General features: G+C 66.1%; 16 protein-coding genes and 1 pseudogene. 4 read left to right on the forward strand and 13 right to left on the reverse strand.

Translation table 11 applies throughout. The features are described 5' to 3' along the window. The first annotated feature begins 3 nt into the window (after positions 1-3). Positions 4-2082, forward strand: coding sequence for an adenosylcobalamin-dependent ribonucleoside-diphosphate reductase (locus B4U45_RS18440; protein ID WP_122526371.1), 2079 nt, complete (start codon positions 4-6; stop codon positions 2080-2082). A gap of 81 nt (positions 2083-2163) precedes the next feature. Further along, positions 2164-2967, forward strand: coding sequence for a ribosome hibernation promotion factor (locus tag B4U45_RS18445; RefSeq protein ID WP_075548758.1), 804 nt, complete (start codon positions 2164-2166; stop codon positions 2965-2967). Positions 2968-2983: 16 nt separating this feature from the next. On the opposite strand, the gene phoU is transcribed toward B4U45_RS18445, so the two are convergent. From phoU to B4U45_RS18480, 7 genes and pseudogenes are all read right to left on the reverse strand, one after another. Then, positions 2984-3649: a phosphate signaling complex protein PhoU gene (phoU, locus tag B4U45_RS18450; protein WP_075548759.1), complete on the reverse strand. Its 666-nt coding sequence runs from the start codon at positions 3647-3649 to the stop codon at positions 2984-2986. A 427-nt stretch (positions 3650-4076) separates the two neighbouring features. Then, complete coding sequence (locus B4U45_RS30125; protein WP_075548772.1) at positions 4077-4319, reverse strand: hypothetical protein; 243 nt, start codon at positions 4317-4319, stop codon at positions 4077-4079. A 409-nt stretch (positions 4320-4728) separates the two neighbouring features. Further along, positions 4729-4956: pseudogene (locus B4U45_RS29425) on the reverse strand (CBS domain-containing protein); the annotation flags it as partial. 447 nt (positions 4957-5403) lie between these two features. Further along, positions 5404-6768: a nicotinate phosphoribosyltransferase gene (locus tag B4U45_RS18465; protein WP_075548760.1), complete on the reverse strand. Its 1365-nt coding sequence runs from the start codon at positions 6766-6768 to the stop codon at positions 5404-5406. A 115-nt stretch (positions 6769-6883) separates the two neighbouring features. Next, entirely contained in the window at positions 6884-7198 is a 315-nt protein-coding gene (locus tag B4U45_RS18470) for an ANTAR domain-containing protein (protein ID WP_075548761.1), read from the reverse strand. 133 nt (positions 7199-7331) lie between these two features. Then, positions 7332-8447 carry an alanine dehydrogenase gene (ald, locus tag B4U45_RS18475; RefSeq protein WP_075548762.1) on the reverse strand — a complete coding sequence of 372 codons (1116 nt, stop codon included), beginning with the start codon at positions 8445-8447 and terminating at the stop codon, positions 7332-7334. 76 nt (positions 8448-8523) lie between these two features. After that, positions 8524-9669, reverse strand: coding sequence for a CapA family protein (locus B4U45_RS18480; protein WP_075548763.1), 1146 nt, complete (start codon positions 9667-9669; stop codon positions 8524-8526). Between the two features lie 101 nt (positions 9670-9770). On the opposite strand from B4U45_RS18480, the gene B4U45_RS18485 reads away from it, so the two are divergent. Then, a complete protein-coding gene (locus tag B4U45_RS18485; protein ID WP_075548764.1) occupies positions 9771-10541 on the forward strand; it encodes a Mut7-C RNAse domain-containing protein in 771 nt (256 codons plus the stop codon). A 125-nt stretch (positions 10542-10666) separates the two neighbouring features. On the opposite strand, the gene B4U45_RS18490 is transcribed toward B4U45_RS18485, so the two are convergent. The 4 genes from B4U45_RS18490 to lpqN form a co-directional block, all read right to left on the reverse strand. Continuing rightward, on the reverse strand, positions 10667-11152 hold the full coding sequence (locus B4U45_RS18490; protein WP_075548765.1) for a hypothetical protein: 486 nt from the start codon (positions 11150-11152) through the stop codon (positions 10667-10669). 83 nt (positions 11153-11235) lie between these two features. After that, positions 11236-12225, reverse strand: a complete 990-nt coding sequence (locus B4U45_RS29935; RefSeq protein WP_075548766.1) for a PE family protein — start codon at positions 12223-12225, stop codon at positions 11236-11238. Between the two features lie 191 nt (positions 12226-12416). Next, complete coding sequence (locus B4U45_RS18500; RefSeq protein ID WP_075548767.1) at positions 12417-12788, reverse strand: group I truncated hemoglobin; 372 nt, start codon at positions 12786-12788, stop codon at positions 12417-12419. A 281-nt stretch (positions 12789-13069) separates the two neighbouring features. Further along, a complete protein-coding gene (lpqN, locus tag B4U45_RS18505) occupies positions 13070-13747 on the reverse strand; it encodes an envelope biogenesis lipoprotein LpqN (RefSeq protein ID WP_075548773.1) in 678 nt (225 codons plus the stop codon). Positions 13748-13950: 203 nt separating this feature from the next. Here lpqN and B4U45_RS18510 point away from each other — a divergent pair, with 203 nt between their 5' ends. Further along, on the forward strand, positions 13951-16593 hold the full coding sequence (locus B4U45_RS18510; protein WP_075548768.1) for a GH92 family glycosyl hydrolase: 2643 nt from the start codon (positions 13951-13953) through the stop codon (positions 16591-16593). 116 nt (positions 16594-16709) lie between these two features. Here the strand turns inward: B4U45_RS18510 and B4U45_RS18515 are convergent, their stop codons facing one another. Both B4U45_RS18515 and B4U45_RS18520 read right to left on the reverse strand, forming a co-directional pair. Further along, positions 16710-19085: a lysylphosphatidylglycerol synthase transmembrane domain-containing protein gene (locus B4U45_RS18515; protein ID WP_075548769.1), complete on the reverse strand. Its 2376-nt coding sequence runs from the start codon at positions 19083-19085 to the stop codon at positions 16710-16712. Between the two features lie 553 nt (positions 19086-19638). After that, positions 19639-19926 carry a PE/PPE C-terminal domain-containing protein gene (locus tag B4U45_RS18520; protein WP_244899413.1) on the reverse strand — a complete coding sequence of 96 codons (288 nt, stop codon included), beginning with the start codon at positions 19924-19926 and terminating at the stop codon, positions 19639-19641. Between the last annotated feature and the right edge of the window lie 12 nt (positions 19927-19938).

The raw sequence follows: 19938 nt of genomic DNA on the forward strand, positions 1-19938 counted from the left end.
GCCATGGCGGCCCGATGGCCGGCGCAAGTTCGGCGCCGAGACACAACGTTGGTGCCGTTCGATATCGCACGGATCGAAGCCGCGGTGGCGCGGGCCGCCCGTGAGGTGGCTTACGACGATCCCGACATGCCGGCCACCATCGCGAGGGCAGTCGCCGAAACATTAGGTCCCCGGACCGCATCCGTCGAACGCATCCAGGACTTCGTCGAGGCGCGGCTGGGCGAGGCAGGTCTGGACGACGTCGCCCGCGCCTACATCATCTACCGGCAACGGCGCGCCGAACTGCGCGCGGGCAAGGCCTTGCTGGGGGTGCGTGACGAGCTGAAGCTGAGTTTGGCGGCCGTGACGGTCCTGCGCGAACGTTATCTGCTGCGCGACGCGCGGGGCCGGCCCACCGAGTCGACGGGCGAGATGATGGACCGGACGGCGCGGTGTGTGGCCGCCGCCGAGGACGAGTACCGGACCGGCTCGTCGGCGCAGTGGGCCGAGCGGTTTGCGACGTTGTTGCGCAACCTCGAATTCCTGCCGAATTCGCCGACCCTGATGAACGCCGGCACCGACCTGGGGTTGCTTTCCGGCTGTTTCGTTCTGCCGGTTGAGGATTCGCTGCGGTCGATCTTTGCGACCCTGGGACAGGCCGCCGAGGTGCAGCGCGCCGGCGGCGGCACCGGCTACGCCTTCAGCCGCCTGCGGCCCGCCGGGGACCGGGTGGCCACCACCGGCGGCACGGCCAGCGGACCGGTCTCGTTTCTGCGGCTTTACGATGTCGCCGCAAATGTCGTCTCGATGGGCGGCCGGCGCCGCGGCGCCTGCATGGCGGTGCTCGACGCGTCGCATCCCGATATCTGCGACTTCGTCACCGCCAAGACCGAATCACCCAGCCATCTCACTCATTTCAACCTATCGGTCGGCGTCGATGACGCGTTCCTGCGCGCCGTCGAGCGCGGCGGCGCGCATCGCCTGGTCAACCCGCGCACCGGCAAGACCGTCGCACGCATGCCGGCGGTCGAACTGTTCGACGCGATCTGCCACGCCGCGCACACCTGCGGCGACCCTGGACTGGTGTTTCTCGACACGATCAACCGGGCCAATCCGGTGCCGGCACGCGGCCGGATCGAGGCGACCAACCCGTGTGGGGAGGTGCCGCTGCTGCCCTACGAGTCCTGCAATCTGGGCTCGGTCAACCTGGCTCGGATGATCACCAACGGACACCTTGACTGGGACCGGCTCGGTGCGGTCACCGAAGTGGCGGTGCGGTTCCTCGACGACGTCATCGACGTCAGCCGCTACCCCTTTCCCGAGCTGGCCGAGGCCGCCCGCGCCAGCCGCAAAATCGGGCTGGGGGTCATGGGTTTGGCGGAACTGCTTGCCACACTGGGCATTCCGTACGACAGTGACGAGGGCGTGCGGCTGGCCGGTCAGGTCATGCGCCGCATCCAGCGGCACGCGCACCTGGCATCGAGGCGGCTGGCCGAGGACCGGGGCTCCTTCCCCACGTTCGCCGACAGCCGGCTGGCCCGTTCCGGACCGCGGCGCAACGCGCAGGTCACCTCCGTCGCCCCGACCGGCACCATCTCACTGATCGCCGGCACCACCGCCGGGATCGAGCCGATGTTCGCCATCGCCTTCACCCGCGCCATCGTCGGCAGGCACCTGCTCGAGGTGAACCCGTGCTTCGACCGGCTGGCCCGCGATCAGGGTTTCTACCGCGATGAGCTGGTCGCCGAGATCGCGCAGCGCGGCGGGGTGCGTGGCTATCCGCGGCTGCCCGGCGAGGTGCGCGCGGCCTTCCCGACCGCGGCCGAGATCGCGCCGCAGTGGCACCTGCGGATGCAGGCCGCCGTGCAGCGCCATGTCGACGCCGCGGTATCCAAGACCGTCAACCTGCCCGCCGGCGCAACGGTCGACGACGTCCGGGCCGTCTATCTGTCCGCGTGGCGGGCAAAAGTCAAGGGCATCACGGTCTATCGCTACGGCAGCCGGGCAGGGCAGGTGTTGTCCTACGCCGCGCCGGAACCGGTACTGGCGCGGGCTGACACCGAGTTCAGCGGCGGCTGCGCCGGGCGGTCCTGCGAATTCTGACCGTGCCCCCCGGCTGCCCTGGGCTGCGTGATGACCTTTGGCCCTGGCCCGCATGCGGATTCGCGGCGTAGTAAGGAGGGCATGCGCCACGAGACAGAATTACCACCAGACATCGAGGTCGACGTAACCACCCGCGGCGACCTTCCCGGAGCGGCCGATTACGCACGCACCAAGATCGGCCAACTCGGACGGCTCACCCACCGGCCGGTGCTGCACGCCCGCGTCAGGGTTACCGAGCATCGTGACCCGGCGGTGGAGCGGCCCGTGGTCGCGCAGGGCAACCTCGACGTCGACGGCCGGCTGGTGCGGGCCCAAGCCCAAGGCGAGACCGCGCAGGAAGCGATCGATCTGCTCGAGTCGCGGTTGCGGCATCGGCTGGAACGGGTCGCCGAACATTGGGAGTCGCGGCGGGGCGAGCAACCGGCAGCTGGTCCGCACGAATGGCGCCATGTGTCCGAGCCCAGCCACCGGCCGAGCCACTTTCCCCGTCCGGCCGAGGAACGCCGCGTCATCCGGCGCAAGTCGTTCACCATGGCGCCCTGCACGGTCGACGAGGCCGCGCTCGAAATGAATCTGCTCGACTACGACTTTCACCTTTTCACCGAAAAGTCCACCGCCACCGCCGGGGTCCTTTACCGCGGTGGTCCGACGGGCTACCGCCTCGCGCTGGTGGCCCTGGTGCCCGCCGATCAGCTCAGTCCGTTCGAGCTCGACGTGACCATCAGCGCGCAGCCGGCGCCATGCCTGAGCCTGCAGGAGGCCACCGAGCGGCTGAGCCTGCTCGGGCTGCCTTTCCTGTTCTTCATCGACGCCGCCCAAGGCCGCGCCAGCGTCTTGTATCACCGCTACGACGGTCACTACGGGTTGATCACCCCGGCGGGCTAGCCCGAGGCTACGAGGCCTAATACGTTCCGATTTCCTGTTCGGGTAGCAGGGCGCCAGTCGCTTCGAAGACCACCCGCCTGCCGATCTCGACGGCGTGGTCGGCGAAGCGCTCGTAGAAGCGGCCCAGCAAAGCGATGTCGACGGCGCTCTTAACCCCGTGCTTCCAGTCGCGATCCATCAGTGTGGTCAAGAGTTGTCGGTGCAGCTCATCCATCTCGTCGTCTTGTTCGCGAATGTGGGCTGCCATCTCGGCATTACGGGTCATCACCACTTCTTGGGCGCAATGCGCCAGCTCTACTGCCGCCCCACCCATTTCGGCGAAATGATGCTCAACGTCGGTGGGCAGCACGCGGTCTGGCTGTCGCTGTTGGACGATCTTGGCGACGTGCACCGCCAGCGCGTCCATCCGGTCCAGGTCGGCGACTACCTGAATGGAGCCGACGATGCTGCGCAGCTCGCCGGCCACCGGCTGCTGCAGCGCCAACAAGCTGAAGGCGCTTTCTTCGGCATGGTTTCGCAGTGCCGCCATGTGGTCGTGGTCGCTGATGACCTGTAGCGCGGCGGCGGCGTCGGCCTGCAACAGCGCCCGCGTCGCACGTTCCATCGCGGCCGCGGTCAAACCGCACAGCCTGCCCAGCTGGTCAGCCAGGTCGGTGAGTCGCTCATGATAGACGGTTCGCATGGTCTCGTACCCTCCTTGTGTGGTCAGCCTTTAACGACTCCCAGCGGCACCAGCCGCGCGACGACGCAGTTCTATCCGCTGCAACATTCGACCGCATGCGCTAACTGCCGTCCGGCGTCGCTGCGATCCTCAAATGGCCCCATCTGCCGAGTGTGTCGCGATCTCACGCCCAGCGGAATGGAATTAGGTCCCTTCGGTGACTGACCACGGTCCCTTCGGGACCGGCGGCGTGGCGTGCGGTTACCGCCGCTCTACTGCACTTCCTCCCGCGGGGCCCAGGTGGCCAAGACTCTGGATCAGCTCCCGAACGAAATCCGGGTGCTGCCGCAGCCGCAGGCTTAGCCGCCGCGGAACTACAGCCGCACATGAAGGTCTGGTCGGAATTTCTTCATCGCTGACCTTTGAACGGGGTTGATCGACGCGCCGATCAACATTCGGCAGATGACTTAGCCGTATGCCTTCCGTCGGTGAGCCGCACGACATATGTGCGGTCGGCACGGTGATACTCGACCGTGCCGCCCTCGACGATCATCCCCACTAGCGCGTTGCCGTCCTCGAAGAAATACGCGTCGCCTTCCTGACGCATCGAATCGATGTGGCAACCGGGCACAATCACGACGCTCCTGCGGGGATCATCGGTGAGGACCAGAATCCTCGCACCGCGTTCCACCGCTGTCTTCGCCGTTGCGTTCTGCCCCGCCTTCCTGGCTACGGAACGCTTAACGGCCTTTTTTGCTTGGGCGGTCGTCTTCTTGGCGGTCGCCTTCTTCTGCGGCTTCTGTCGTTGCGTGGGGTGCTCGGCCATTGGCGTTGCCCTCTCTATGAATCGCCGATTGCTGTAATGATGACATGCCGCCGGGGCAGCGCCGCCAGTCATCCATGACCAGAAGCGTTGGCGGACAACACATTAACGTTCAGAAACGAGCCCTTTCGGCGCGCTTGTTCGACGATCGCGATGACCGGCTAGCTTCGCGGAACGTGTTCTCCGGGCCGTGGACACTCGCCGGGCACATGAATGAGGGCCGCGCTGTCTTCGGACGTTGCGGCCTGGCCGCGGCGGTGGGCGGTGAGGTAGAGCCATCCGGACTCAGCTCGCCTGCGGTCATCGTGTTCGGGTCGTGGCCGGCGGCAACACATTTGATGACAATGTCACGTTCGGTGATCATCCCGTGCAGGCGGTCGTCGTCGCCGCAGATCGGCAGAGCGCCCACACCGAGATCACGGATGTGTTGGGCCGCGGCGGCGAGGGTCTCATGTTCGCCGACACAGGTGGCTCCGGCGTGCATGATGTCTTTGGCGGTGCTCATGGCATTCCTCCTACAACTTCGGTAACGCCAGGTTTTCGACGTTGCACCAGTCCGAAATCTAGGGATGACGAGCGGGCCGTTCTAGGGCCATTGGGCCTTCGCCGCGACGACGTTGGGCACGGAATGTTCAGACTTGGGCGTCGGTCGTGCGGGCCGCGCCGATGGGTAAGTCTGAACGGCATCGGCGCTTGGCCGGAACCCGGGGTCAGGGGTTTCATTGATCTGTGGCGCGAAAGGCCCGAAAATCGCGCCTTTCGACCACTGGCGAGCGAGCATCCGGAGTCGATTCTGTATCTGGTTGGGCCTGCTCGAGCTGGTAGGTGACGCGGGACCGCGGAAGCGTTCGAATGACATTGCGGCCGAAGCGCTGCACGAGTTGGCGGCTTTGCTCGCCATCTCCGGTGGAGATCCATGTCGAGTGCGTGCCGCCGCCCACGCCGGTCGCGATCACCGGAGCTGCGGGCCCTGCCCCGCCGCATAGCCGTGCCGTATCCGCTCGAGTTCATTCACCACCCGGTCGCTGACGGTCACCGGATACGAGTAGCCGGTGTCCTCGAGCGAACGAAGCTCCGGCGGCAGCGCGCCGCTCTGCTGCCGGGCACGGCTACGCGCGGCCTCCAAGTCGGACACGTGCGGTGCGATGCTTCGTCCGTTGCTCATGACGGGCACCAGTAATGGCTCACCGGGCAGCTTTTCGTCGTGCCGGCCGAGCATGTCCCCGCGGAACCTGCCGTGCTCGAAGCTGCGGAACAGCTGTTTTCGTCCCGGATAGATCACCTTGCCACTGGACAACTTGGTGCGGCCGATAGCGTTGTATTCCACCAGCTTGTAGGCCATGTCGAGGGCAGGGGCGTCGGCCGCGACAACCAAGTTGGTGCCCACGCCGAAGCCGTCGATCGGGCAGCCTGCAGCCACCAGCGCGGCGATGCGATGCTCGTCGAGGCCCGACGAGGCGAAGATCTCGACCCGGTTGAGACCCGCGGCGTCCAGCCGTGCGCGCGCCGCCATCGACAGCGCGCCGAGGTCGCCCGAATCCAGCCGGACCGCCCGCACGTCGAAGCGATCGCCGAGTCGCCGCGCCAGCTCGATGACCCGATCCACGCCGCGCAGCGTGTCGTAGGTGTCGACGAGCAGCGTGGTGCCGGGGTAGAGGCGAGCGAACGTGTCGAAGGCGTCGATCTCGTCGTCGAAGGCTTGCACATAGCTATGGGCCATCGTGCCGAACGCGGGAATCCCGTAGTGCCGGGCTGCCAGCAGATTCGACGTGCCTGCCGCACCGGCAAGGTAGCTGGTGCGTGCGACCTTCAGGGCGGCATCGGCGCCGTGAGCGCGCCGGGCGCCGAAGTCCACCACCGGCCGTCCGCGGGCGGCGCCGACCACCCGCGCGGCCTTGCTCGCGAGCACACTTTGCAGGTGAATTTGGTTCAGCACAAAGGTTTCGACGAGCTGCGCTTCGATGATCGGCGCGATCACCGCGACAATCGGCTCGTTGGGAAAGACCACGGTTCCTTCCGGCACCGCCCAGACCTCTCCGGTGAAGCGCACGCCGGCGAGCCACCGCAGGAACTCGTCGCAGAACTGGCCCAGGCCGCGCAGGTAGTCCAGATCCTGTTCGTCAAATCGAAACGATTCGAGGAAGTCGATCACGTCGGCCAAGCCGGCGGCGACGATGTAGGACCGGCTCGGTGGGAGCTTGCGGAAGAACGTCTCGAAAACCGCTGTGCCCGACATCGCTTGGGTCCAGTAGGCCTGCGCCATCGCCACCTGGTACAGGTCGGTGAACAGCGCCCCGATGTCCTGACGGATCGCCATGGCTGTCTGGTTATCCCCTGCCTCTCGACTCGTAACGTCCACGCCTGTGCACGAGAACCTCGAAAATCATTGGTGTCCAGCGAATTTGGCAGGCCTGTGGCGCCACCGGCATCGGCTAGTGCGCTTGCGGCGCGGGCTCGCCGTAGCGATCCTGCCCGGACCTGGCCAAGAGGTCGCCCCAGGCGCGGCTCACGGCGGCCACGACCGCATCGTCAACGTCGTACGTCACGTCGTTCTCGGCGATCGCCACCAATCCGTGGGCCAATTCCATCGGGGCCACATTGTGCTGCTTGGCCGTTTGCACGATGTCGGTGAAGGCCTCGTCGAGGCTGCAATGCCGCAGCGCAACCAGCACACCCTCGGCGGCGCCGAGTCTTCGCTGGCCGCCGCGACGAGCATCGCGCGCGCGGTCGGTCTGTCGTAGGTCCACCGTGTGCTCCCTTGTTGGCGATGCCCTCGATAGTGGCCAGCCGTGTCGTGGTGTGGGCAGAGTCATAAGGCCCATCGACGAGGGGCCGAAGGGCACTCGGTGCCGGCCCGACGGGCCGAAGTCGCCCGACCGGTCAGCTCAACAGCGGCACCGGATCGGTGAACGGCAACCCCAGGTCGGCGCCCACCTCGTCGCTGAGCAGCAAACCCTCGTGGGTGGACAGCCCGTTAGCCAGCGCGACATCGGATCGGCATGCGGCCTGCCAGTCCTGGTCCGCCAGCTTGAGCACATAGGGCAGCGTCGCGTTGGTCAGCGCGAACGTGGATGTCCGCGGCACCGCGCCGGGCATGTTGGCCACGCAGTAGAACACCGTGTCGTGCACGCGAAACGTGGGCTGGTCGTGGGTGGTGGGCCGGGAGTCCTCGAAGCACCCGCCCTGGTCGATCGACACATCGAGTAGCACTGCCCCCGGTTTCATCTGCGCCACAAGCGAATTCGACACGAGTCTGGGTGCCTTGTGCCCGGGCACCAGGACGGCGCCGATCGCCAGGTCGGCCCGTTTGACCGCACCCTCGAGTTCGAGTCCGGTGGAATACCGGGTGCGGATCCGGCCGCCGAACTCGGCGTCGAGTTGGCGCAGCCGTTCGATGTTCACGTCGAGGACGGTGACGTGTGCGCCCATCCCGGCGGCGACTCGCGCCGCGTTGTAGCCCACGGTGCCGGCGCCGATCACGACGACATCGGCCGGGCCGGTGCCGGGCACCCCACCCATCACGATGCCGCGTCCGCCAGCCGGCTTCATCAGCTGGTAGGCCCCGACCTGGGCAGCCAGCCGACCGGCGACCTCGCTCATCGGGGCCAGCAACGGCAGGTCGCCGTCGACCGTCTGCACCGTCTCGTAGGCGATCGACGTCACCCCCGAACGCAGCAGCGCTTCGGTACACGGCAACGACGCGGCAAGGTGCAGGTAGGTGAACAGGATCTGCCCGCGGTGCAGCAGCCCGTACTCAATCTCGATGGGCTCCTTGACCTTCAGCAGCAGCTCAGCGTCGGCCCATATTTGTTCGGCGGTGTCGGCAATCTTGGCGCCGGCGGCGACGTAGTCGGCGTCGGGAATCGACGATCCCTCACCGGCTCCGGCCTGGATGGTGACCTGATGGCCCCGACGGGTCAGTTCCCTGACACCGGCCGGGGTGATGGCGACGCGGAACTCGTTGTTCTTGGTCTCGGTCGGGACGCCGACTCGCATGGCAACTCCTGGTAGATGGTCAATGACGCCGACGACCCTATCCGGCGGATGCTTACGGCGTGCCGGCGGTGCGGCCTCAGCTCGGCACCGCCACCGGAGAATGGGTGTCCCCGGCTGAGGACACCTCGAGCAGATCGTCGGGACCGGCGGTGACCCGAATCCCGAACCGGCGGCTGACGTGTTCGATGGTGCGGCGTAACCACTCGGCGTCGGCCGAGGAGGCGCGATGCAGGCGCATCTGCTTAACCCGAAGCGGAATCATCTTCAGCGAGACCAGTTTTCCCGTCGCAGCATCGGCGGAGGCCAAATACAGCAGCCTGAGGTCGCCGCGGAACGACTCGTGTCCGCCGATGCCCTCGTAGTCGTCGATGACGTCACCGCACCCGTACATGATCGGTTTGCCGCGGTAGATCTCGATCGGCCTGGGATGGTGCGACGAGTGGCCGTGCACGATATCGATACCGGCGTCGATCAGTCGGTGTGCGAACGCGATTTCACTCGGCGCTACCGCGTAGCCCCAATTGGTTCCCCAGTGCACCGAGACGACGGTGACACCATCGCTTTTGCCGTCGTCTTTGCCGGCCAGCAGCTGTGCCGCGACGTCGTCGGCGGCCTCGGGCTGGGACGGATCACGAACCAGCCAGACTCCGGGCCGGTTGTGTTGCGCGGCCCAGGATTCGGGGACACCGCTGGATGTGGTCGCGACCGAGCCGATGATGAGCCGGTGCCGGTCGCTGACCGTGACGACCGCCGGGCGGCGGGCGGTGGGCAGGTCGGGGCCCGCCCCGGCGCCCCGGATGCCGGCGGCGGCGAGGGCCGCGATGGTGTCGGTCAGCCCCCGGTAGCCGAAGTCGAGAATGTGGTTGTTGGCCAGCGCGCACGCGTCCGGTCGCAACGCCGTCAGCGCTGCCACGTTATCCGGATGCATCCGGTAACACACCGGCTTGCGGTCTGCGAATTGGTTGCTTGTGGTGATCGTCGTCTCCAGATTGACCACGCGGACGTCGGCGCCGACGTCGTCGAGGACATCGAGCACCTCACCCCACGGCCACCGCCAATCGACGGGACGCGGAATCGGCCCGTTCGCCCGCTCGGCCAGGCGGACGTACCCCGTCGCATCCCGCAGGTAGCGCTCACGCAATTCCGGGTGGCCGGGGTGCGGCAGGATCTGATCGACTCCACGGCCGAGCATGACGTCGCCGCCCAGCAGCATCGTCACCATATCCGCGACCACAACGGACCACCACCGCCCACAGTCAATCGGTACACCGCACTTCGGTGTACCCACCAACCAGGTTCCCCGCAAGCGGTAGAACATGAGGAGTGGTCGGTTACGTGGATGTGCGGGCCTATGCCGAGCTCAACGACTTCGTCGACCCGGAGTCGCGCGGTCTGACCGTGCGCCGACCGTTCCGCAGCCATCAGACGGTCAAGGATGTCCTGGAAGCGATGGGCATTCCGCATACCGAGGTGGACCTCATCCTGGTGAACGGTCATCCAGCAGATTTCAGCCACCGGCCGGCTACCGGTGATCGCATCGCCGCCTACCCGATGTTCGAGGCACTCGACATCGAGTCGACGACCCGGCTGCGCCCGGTGCCGTTGCGTCATCCGCGGTTTGTCGTCGACGTGAATCTCGGCCGGCTGGCGCGGCTGCTTCGACTGCTCGGGTTGGACGTGTGGTGGTCAAGCGCCGCCGATGATCCGGCGCTGGTTGACGTCAGCGTGGCGCAGCAGCGAATCCTGTTGACCCGCGACCGCGGGCTGTTGAAGCGGCGCGCGGTCACCCATGGGTTGTTCGTCCACTCCCAAAATCCCGAAGAGCAGACGCTCGAGGTGATCCGGCGACTGGACTTGCGACAACGGCTGGCGCCGTTCACCCGGTGCGTGCGGTGCAACGGCAGGCTGGCGGCGGTCTCCAAGGACGAGGTGATGGACCGTCTCGAGCCGCTGACGCGCCGCTACTACCAGGAATTCAACCACTGCCTGGACTGCGGCCGGATCTATTGGGCCGGTTCACATCATGCGCGACTGGTCCGCCAGGTCGACACGCTCCTCGACCGGCTGGCTACCGATGCGGCTCCGGGAGACTGAAAGTGGGTTTTCCGCCGCACGCTACGAGCAGGATTGCGGCCAGCGCCACCGATGGCATCGACGTGGCTGCGGCGGGACCGTCAAAGATGCTGGCATGCAGCCGGTTTCGCACTATGACGGGGCGGTTAGGGTGCCGGGGTCAATTTGACCGCGGCCAGGTTCAACCGGTCGACGGCCTCGGCGAATTCGTCTTGTGTTGGGATCCGCGGGTCGCGGAATTTCAGCCCCATCATCCGTTGGGCGCGTTTGGGACCGTAGGAACGGGCGCAGCGCAGGAAGAGATCGGTTACCACCTCGCGGTCCCGGATGAGCTCGCCCCGCATTGCGGTCGTCTTACCGTCGTAGACGACCTGCGCGGGGGCGCCGCCGCGGAAATTCTGCTTCCACCCGGCGCCGGTCAGCGCGTACAGCTCGTTGTCGATCACATGGGCGCTCAACGGAAGTGAAAACTGCCGTCCCGTCTTTCGCCCCGTGAAGTTCAGCACCATCAGTTGTTTGCGTATCGGGCCCGCCAGCGGAGTGCCCAGGAGGAAGCCAAGAACCGGGTTGACGGCCCGAAGCAGGGCCGAAGGCGGGTGCCCGACGTCCACCGCGTACGACTGTTTTGTCATGCCAATACCGTAGGGCAATGCGGCCTGGTGGCGGGGGGTTTGCCGCACTCTCCTTGCCCGGTCCGCTGCTGAGGGACTTAGGCTTAGGGACCCAGGGACGTCACGAGCAGTTCTGGTACATATTCCAACAGGGTCGGGACGAGGCCGCCGAAGTGTGAGCCGGTGACGGTGAGGGTATTGAGTAGCGGCAGACCGGGCAGCGTCGCCGTCGCGGTGAGCGGTTCGAGCGGTCCGAGAAGCCCGTTCAGCGGCACATTGGCCGTGACGGTCAGTCCCGGCAGGAGTAGCTGCGTCGATAGGCTCTGGTGGCCATTGAGGAAGCCGTCGACAATGTGGGCCGGCGCACCGAAGAGTGCGGTGGCCGCTCCCACCGGGTCCCCCGTAGACACCGCGCCGAGAAATGATGTGGCGCTTGTTCCGGCCGCTATGGCTGCGTTGGCCGGTGCGCCTAAGGCGTTGAGCCCCAAAAGTTCTGGAAGTCCGAGATTCAACTCGAGTGACAGGCCCGACAACGTCAGTGACGGCGACAGCGACATCGGGGCGGAGATTGCCTGATACAGCGTGGTGCCACCCTGAGCGAGGCGTGCGGGTATGCCCAGGAGCGGCAGCGGATTTCCGGTCGCCAGCGACGTGGAGATCAGCTGCGGATAGCCGGTGATCGCCCCAAGCAGGGAAGGTGCCGTTTTGTTAGTCCAGATATTGGTGATTCTTTGCAGATTGGCGGTGGTATTCGCGATAAGGCTCTGGAACGGATCGGTGCCGGCCGATGCCGCGGCGGCGGTGAATGAGCCCACATTGGCGGCCTCGGCGCTGCGGTAGGCGCCGGCGCTCGCGTTCAACACGTTGACGAACCGCTCGTGAAATGCCTGAGCTTGGGAGCTGACTAATTGATATTCCCGGCCAAAGGCACCGAACATTGCCGCGATCCCGGCCGATACCTCGTCCTCGGCCGCAGCCGCCAATGCTGTCGTCGGGCCGGCGGCAGTCACGCTCGCCTCTCCCAATGTGGAATGTATGGCCGCCAAATCTTGTGCTGCCGTTGTCACCAGCTCCGGCGTGAGCACAACGGACATTTCTGCCTCCCATCGGTTCCGTTACCGCGGTCGCTGGTCATCAAGACGACGGTCAGCTTAATGGCGAGCCCGCGATACCGGCGGAAAACGAGAAGTCTTTCCTGGATCGCCGTTCTTTCGGCTGGCCTTGTCGGGGTGCTAGCCGCTGGTCGCGATGGCGTCGCGCTCGATGCCCGGCTGCGCGCCCGGGTTCACACTTCGACGATTTCCCTTTTTGTGGTCTGGACGAACGCGACAACCTCGTCGTATTCGGCTTGGGGGACTTCAAATCTCTTCAGGGTTGCGTCGGCGTGCTGGAGGAAAATGGCCCAATCGCTTTCGCTGATGCGCATGCCGCGATGGGTAAGGGTCATGTCGCGGCCGCGGTAATACATGGGGCCGCCGGTTGCCGCGCATAGAAAATCGACAAGCAGTTGGCGTTCCCGCTTCAGGCCGTCTTCGCCGCGGTGCCGCCAAAACCGGCCGAGCTGCGGATCTTTTTGCAAGCGGTCCACAAGATCGTGGCTCACAGCGGAAATGGCGTCGTAACCACCCAACCGTTCGTAGAGTGTTCTGTTGGTCATCGTTGTCCATTCGGCTTGCGCTGGTGCGGGACACATACAGTTTTCGATCCAGATTGTCGTTTCGTGCAGTGAATCCGGAGTAGTGAAATCCGGCTATTTTCCCGCTCTTTGGGGCACACCCCAGAGTAATAGCGTAAACCGTTGTGTCTGTTGCACTCTGGGTGACCGAAATGATGTTTTGGGTCTGGCGGGCCCGGCTATTTGTCGCCGGTCAGTTGCGGGGGCGAGGCGCGCGGCTCACCGGCTCCCGCCGGCGGGCCGGGCGCTGGCCAGTTACTGCGTTACTGCGTGATCGTGGTCTGCTCGTCGATGACGCTGGTCGCATCCATCAACGGGCCTTGCTCGCTTTCCTGTGAGTCGGCGTTGAGCTGAAGCACGTAAACGGCGTCCTGACCGGGGATCACCACCGTCTTCTGGGCGACGGCGCGCGTCTTGCCGTCCCGCACGTAGGTGCCGCCCAGCTGCCAGGCATTGAAACCGCTGAGTGTGGACGCGGACCCGTTGCCCGAACCCTGGTATCCGGGCAGGTTCTGCAGTTCGCCGGGGGCATACTCGATGATCTTCGCCGGGTCCACGTTGCCGGTGAGTTTGGAGACCAGTGCGGAGATGGTGGGCGGGTCCTTGGGGTCGGCCGGCTGACTGTAGACGATGGCGCCGTACGAGGTGGCACTGTCGTTGGCTGTCTGCCAGCCGTTCGGCATCGGCAAATTGATCGTCGGCGAGCCGGGATCGCCCAGGTGGACCGGGGTTTCGGTGATGTGGTTCTCGTTGAGATAGTCGGAGATGGTCTTCTTGGCCTGCGCTCCAGGTGTCGCGCTGGTCGAGGACGCGGATGTTGTCGACGTGGAACTCGTCGTCGACGACGTCGACGTGGAGGTCTTGGTTTCGGTCTTTGAGCCGCAACCGGCCAGTGCCAGGCTCACCGCTGCGACTGCGACTACCGCGGTCAGGTGCTTCATATGTTGCATCTCCCGAATCTTGGTCCCGGTACCAGCACCGGCGACGTCGGCACTGAGACTAGCCGAACCCGCACGAAACGCAGCCGGTATCAGTGCACGACTTTGACGCATACCGTTGCACCGGCGGAAATCTTCGGCCGGTTGTCGGTGTCAATCGCCTCGAAACTGCCACGGAACGGCACTACGTGCAGTAAGAGACAGCTATGCGGTCACGGAGGTCGCTGCGGGCCCTGGTGGCACTCGTCGCGGTGCTGGGTCTTTTCGTGCCGTTGCTTGCGGCTACGCCCACGGCCTACGACGGTGAACCGACCTTCGTCGCCAATCCGGTCGACCACGTCGACACGCTCGTCGGCACCGGTTCGGGCGGCGAGATCGTCGGGGAGATCAACAATTTCCCCGGCGCATCGATGCCGTTCGGCATGGTGCAGTATTCACCGGACACCCCCTACACCTACGCCGGCTACCAGTATCAGAATTCGCGTTCCACGGGGTTCAGCATGACCCACGCCTCGGTGGGTTGCGCTGCCTTCGGCGACATTTCGATGTTGCCGACCACGACCGCAATCGGGGCGCAACCCTGGCGCGCCGCGGAGCGGATCGCCCACGACGACACCGAGGTGGGGGTGCCCGGCTATTACACGGTGCGGTTCCCGGCGACCGGGGTGACCGCCGAACTCACCGCCACCACCCGCACCGGTTTCGGCCGGTTCAGCTACCCCCGTGACGGCCGGCCGGCGTCGTTCCGGGTGCGCTCGGGCGCGTCACTCGCCGGAAACTCCCGCGCCGCCATCGAGATCGGCGCTGACAACACCACCATCACCGGTTGGGCCACCAGCGGAGGCTTCTGCGGCAAGAGCAACACCTACACCGTGTACTTCGCCATGCGGTTCAGTAGGCCGTTCAGCTCCTACGGCACCTGGGACGGCTATGCGGTGTACGCCGGTGCCCGCCGGGCGCAATCCCGGTACAGCGGGGGATACGTGGAGTTTCCGGCCGGCTCGGTGCTCGAAGTTCGGACGGCGATCTCCTACGTGAGCATCGACGGAGCCCGGGCAAACCTCGCCGCCGAGGGCGGCGCACGCTTCGACGACGTTCGCGCGGCCGCCGCGACCGAATGGAACAATGCCCTGTCGCGCATCGCAGTGGCAGGGCGGGATCCCGGTGATGTGACGACCTTTTACAGCTGCCTCTACCGGTCACTGTTGCACCCCAACACATTCAACGATGCGGACGGTCACTACCTCGGGTTCGACGGTCTCATCCATACTGTCGCCCAAGGACATACCCAATACGCCAACTTCTCCGACTGGGATACCTACCGCAGTTTGGCCGCACTGCAGGGCTTGCTCTTCCCGGAGCGCGCCGGCGACATGGCACAGTCATTGGTCAACGATGCCGAGCAGAGCGGGTCGTATCCGCGCTGGCCCCTGGCGAATTCGGCAACCGGGATGATGACGGGGGACAACGCGGTGCCGCTGATCGTGAACCTATACATGTTCGGCGGCAAGGACTTTGATGTCGACACGGCGCTGCGCTATATGGTGCGGGGCGCAACTGAGGGTGGTGTCGGGCGGGGCGGCTATGTGGAGCGCCCGGGAATCGCCACCTACCTGCAGCTGGGTTACGGGCCGCAGACGGCGGAGTTTCGCACCGACGGCCGCATCGCCGGGGCTTCGATCACGCTGGAATGGTCGGTCGACGACTTCACCATCTCCCGATTCGCCACGGCGCTCGGCGACACCGCCACCGCGGCCGAATTCCAGGGCCGGGCCCAATACTGGCAGAACCTCTTCAACCCCAGCACCCGCTATATCTCCCCGCGCAGCGCGACCGGGTTCTTCCGCTACGGACCGGGGTTTGTGGAAACACCGGATGGCTTCGGCCAGGACGGATTCGACGAGGGCAACGCCGAGCAATACCTCTGGTGGGTGCCGCACAACGTCGCCGGCCTAGTGACCGCCCTGGGCGGCCGCAAGACGGTGGTCGACCGGCTCGACCGCTTCACCAAGAAGCTCAACGTGGGCCCCAACCAGCCCTATCTGTGGGCCGGCAACGAGCCCGGCTTCGGGGTGCCGTGGCTGTACAACTATCTCGGACAACCGTGGAAGACCCAGCGCACCGTCGACCGGGTGCGCGGGCTGTTCTCGGCCACGCCCGACGGGGCGCCGGGCAACGACGATCTCGGTGCGATGGCCAGTTGGTACGTCTGGGCGGCACTCGGACTGTATCCGAGCACCCCCGGCACCTCGATCCTCACCGTCAACACCCCGCTGTTCGATCGTGCCGTAATCGCGCTTCCGGCAGGCAAATCCATCCGGATCTCCGCCCCCGGCGCATCCGCGCCCGGCCGGATGAAGTACATCAGCGGCCTGACCCTCGACGGGCGGCCCACCGACAAGACGTTTCTGCCGGAGTCGATCATCCGCACCGGCGGTGACGTCGCATTCTCGCTCGCGGCCAAGCCCGACAAGGTCTGGGGCACCGCCCCGTCCTCCGCGCCGCCGTCGTTCGGTGCGGGCAGTTCGGCGGTGACGGTCAATGTTCCGCGGCCCATCGTCACGATTGCGCCGGGGACTACGGGGACCGTCACGCTCGACGCGCAGCGGATGATCGACGGCGCCGGCGATTACACGATCACCGGCATGTCCACGGTCGGGGGGATCACCGTGGCGCCGACATCCGGGCGGTTCGCCAACGATGGCTCGGCATCGGTGAACGTGGCGATCACGGTGTCGCAGGCGGTGCCCGAGGAGTACTACCTGGTGTATCTGACCACCACGGTGGGTGAAAGTAACCGGGGTTCGGTGGTGCTCGTCGTGGTCATGGATACGGAGTCGAACGAGTAGGTAAGCCGCCGTTGCGGAGGTGCGCGACCATGGATCGATCACCCGGACAAAGCATCTCGTCACGATCTGGCCGGCCGTGTGGCTGGCGGGCCGGGCCCTGGGCCGGTGCGGGTCGCTCAGATCATCTCGTTCTTGGTGAGCCAGCGCATGATCGGCCAGCCGAGAAACACCGGGAGCCAGCAGGTAAGCACTCGATACAGCAACACCGAGGGGACTCCGATGGCCGCCGGCACCCCGAAGGCGGCCAGCCCACCGATCAGCGCCGCCTCGACGGCGCCGACGCCGCCGGGTGTGGGGGCGGCCGAGGCGAGCGTACCGCCGACCATGGTCACCACGGTCACGGTGACAAAAGTGGTCCCGCCGCCGAAGGCCTCGACGCTGGCCCATAAGGCCAATGCCGCGCCGAGTGTCGTTCCGGCACAACCCAAGAGGATAATCGCTAGGCGTCGCGGTTCGCGGGCGAGCGCGGCCAGGTCGCTCGACACCTCCTTGAGCTTGGGACGCACTTCTGTCGAGAGCCACCGCCGCAGATTGGGCACGAACAGAAACGTGCCGATAATACCCAGCGCCACACCTCCGATCAGATACAGCACGGTGGCGGTCGGGACGAAGTGGGAGAGGTCCGCCGAGGTGCCCGCGACGGCGCTGAACAAGATCAGCAACGCCAGGTGGACGATCACCTGGACCGATTGCTGCAGCGCGACCGCCGCGGTGGCGCGCAGTGCGGTCAGGCCGCTCTTCTGCAGGAAGCGGGTGCTGAGGGCGAGCCCGCCCACGCCGGCCGGGGTGGTGGTTGCGGCAAAGGTGTTGGCCACCTGGACAATCGACAGCTTCATGAAGCTCACCTGGCCGTCGGCGCAGGTCCACAATGCCGCCGCCGCGCCCACATAGGTCAGCGCCGACACCGCCAGACCCAGCAGCGCCCACGACCAGTTGGCATGTTTGAGCTGAGAGAAGAAGGTCGGCACGGTGCTGATGAACGGGTATGCGACGTAGACCAGCGCGCCGATCAGCACCAGTTGAATGAATTGGCTGCGGCTGAACCGGGTAATGGTCTGGGTTTCTATTTCATCGGCGCCGGTTTGGCGCATCACCTCCGAGCGGGCGTTGGAGATGACGGTCTTGGCGTTAGCCACCGATTCGCGGATCCGTTTGGGCACTGCGGATTTGGTGAGCCGGCGCGAGGCCGTCAGGATAGTGTCGGCGCCGAAGGCGTCGATCGCCGCCGTCACCGTGGACTGCGCGTCGTACAGCGCCGTCGTCGTCACCAGGAGCTGGGCGATGTCGGATTGCAGTTGGGCGTCGGTGGCCCCGTATTCGGCGGCGCCGAACCCACCGAACAGCACGGTGCCGTCGTCGACGGTGATGGCGTTGCAGCGGAGGTCTCCGTGGGAGATCTGGTGGTCGTGCAGGATGCGCAGCGATTTCCACACGTGGGACACCGGGGTCTGGCTTGTCCACTCGTCGAGGGGGATCCCGCGAACGGGCTGGTGCGCATACAAGGTCCAGCCGCGTTCCAGGTCGGACAACGCGATCGTCGACGTATTGGCGACGCCGGCTTGTCCGATGGCGATGGACATCAGGGCGCGATGCTCGACGGCGCGGCGCATGGAGGTCTGCAGCGGCGCGGTCTCGGAGCCGCGCAGCCGCAGCTTCCACCAGAGTTGCCGCAGCGCGCCGCCGCTGCGTTGATGCGGGCCGTACAACTCGACCGCAGCCCGGGACTCGGGATCGGTCGAGGTGGCCGACAGAACCAGTGGCCCAGGTCCGCCCGGGCGCACGACGGTGAGCATGGAGGCGACGAATCCGCGTCTGGCCAGCGCGCGGACCGCGCCGTCCAGCGGCACCTCGAGCGCGGGGGTGCCGACGACCAGGACCACCAGCGCGCCGACGAACCATCCCACCGCCAGCCCCAGCAACGACCGGGCGGGGACGATGGCGCTGATGACGAGGTGGATCGGGACGAAGGCCAGGAGCAGCGCCCACCACCAATGCCGCCAGCGGGCCGGCAGCCATGGGCCCGAGACGGTGAGCACCGCCGCGAGCATCGCGATCCAGCGTGGGTCATCGAGGAACTGGGCGGGCAGCGTGGTGAGCTTGTCGGACAGGTCGAAATGCCAACGAGGTGCCGCGATGCGGTTGCTGTTGATGGACAACGGCAGAAAGGCCATGAGGGCGGCGGCCGCATACGCACCGAGCAGCTTCCATTGGCGGGACACGATCAGGCCGATGAGGATCATGAACGGCAACGCCAGAATCGCGATGCCGTAGATCAGATACACCAGATCGGACTGGGCGGGCGACAGGACGCCGACGATCTCGGAGATGGATTTCTCCAGCGCGATCCACTGGGGGCGGGTGAACAGTGAACTTGCGATCACCGCGGGCAGGAAGACCGCCGCCAGGGTGAGCCGGATGATGTCGTTGGTGCGCCGGATTACCGGGGGCAGCAAGCTGCCGGAAACGGTGATGTCACGCCCGTCAACTCGCATGTTGTTTCCGACGATCCTTCGGATCTGGTTTCGCGCCGCGCTGTCCGCCGTGCTTGCCGTGCTGGTCGTGCCTGTCCTGTCGACAACTTAACCATTGCGGATAAGACGGCCGATGTCGGCTCGCGCCGGGGCGCCAGGCCGGGTTCTGGCCCCCACCGAGCATGCGTGGTGGGGTGCTCACCGAGCCGACCTGGCGTGTGGTCACAGCGGTCTCACGAGTATGAGGTTTGCTCATCTCCTCGAAAATTCAAGGGGACCAGGAGCTGCTGGTCATCGGCGTCCACTTGCGTTTGCGCCACGCCGCGTCTTCTCTCTCTCTTGTGGCGGGTGTTCGGGGATGTCTCACGTCAGCACCGGGACGGCCGCCATGCGGCCGTATCGAGTGTGCAGTTGCGGCTTTGAGGGTGCATGGAGGGCGAAGTATTCGCGATCGGGCCGCCGTGACGGCACAGTCGGCGCCCTCAGTGCACGCTCGGTGCCCTCAGTGCACAGTCGACGCCCTCAGTCTGTTCAAACCTTGCTTGCCCATTCAAAGTTGGCCAAGAGGGCCTGGTTAACCTCCGGATAGTGGGCGTGACATTACGGTCATTTTGAGTCCGTATCGGGGTACGACGCCGCCGCGTCCGGTTGCGGTTGAGGGCATTCCGGGTAGGCCGGGCATGGCTGCGGGTGCGGCGTCGCTGGTGGGCAGGGTGGTCAGGGGGGTGGCGGCCTGGAAGGTTTTGGCGGCGACGGTGGTTTGGGGTGTGGCCCAGGAGGGGGGCACTGATAGTTGGCCGATCGAACCGGCGCTGCGTGCGGCGGCCGAGACTTGTCCGCCCAGGACGCCACCGGCACGCATGGTTGCCCCGGA

Origin of the sequence: Mycobacterium persicum (assembly GCF_002086915.1) — a bacterium.
Lineage (GTDB): Bacteria > Actinomycetota > Actinomycetes > Mycobacteriales > Mycobacteriaceae > Mycobacterium > Mycobacterium persicum.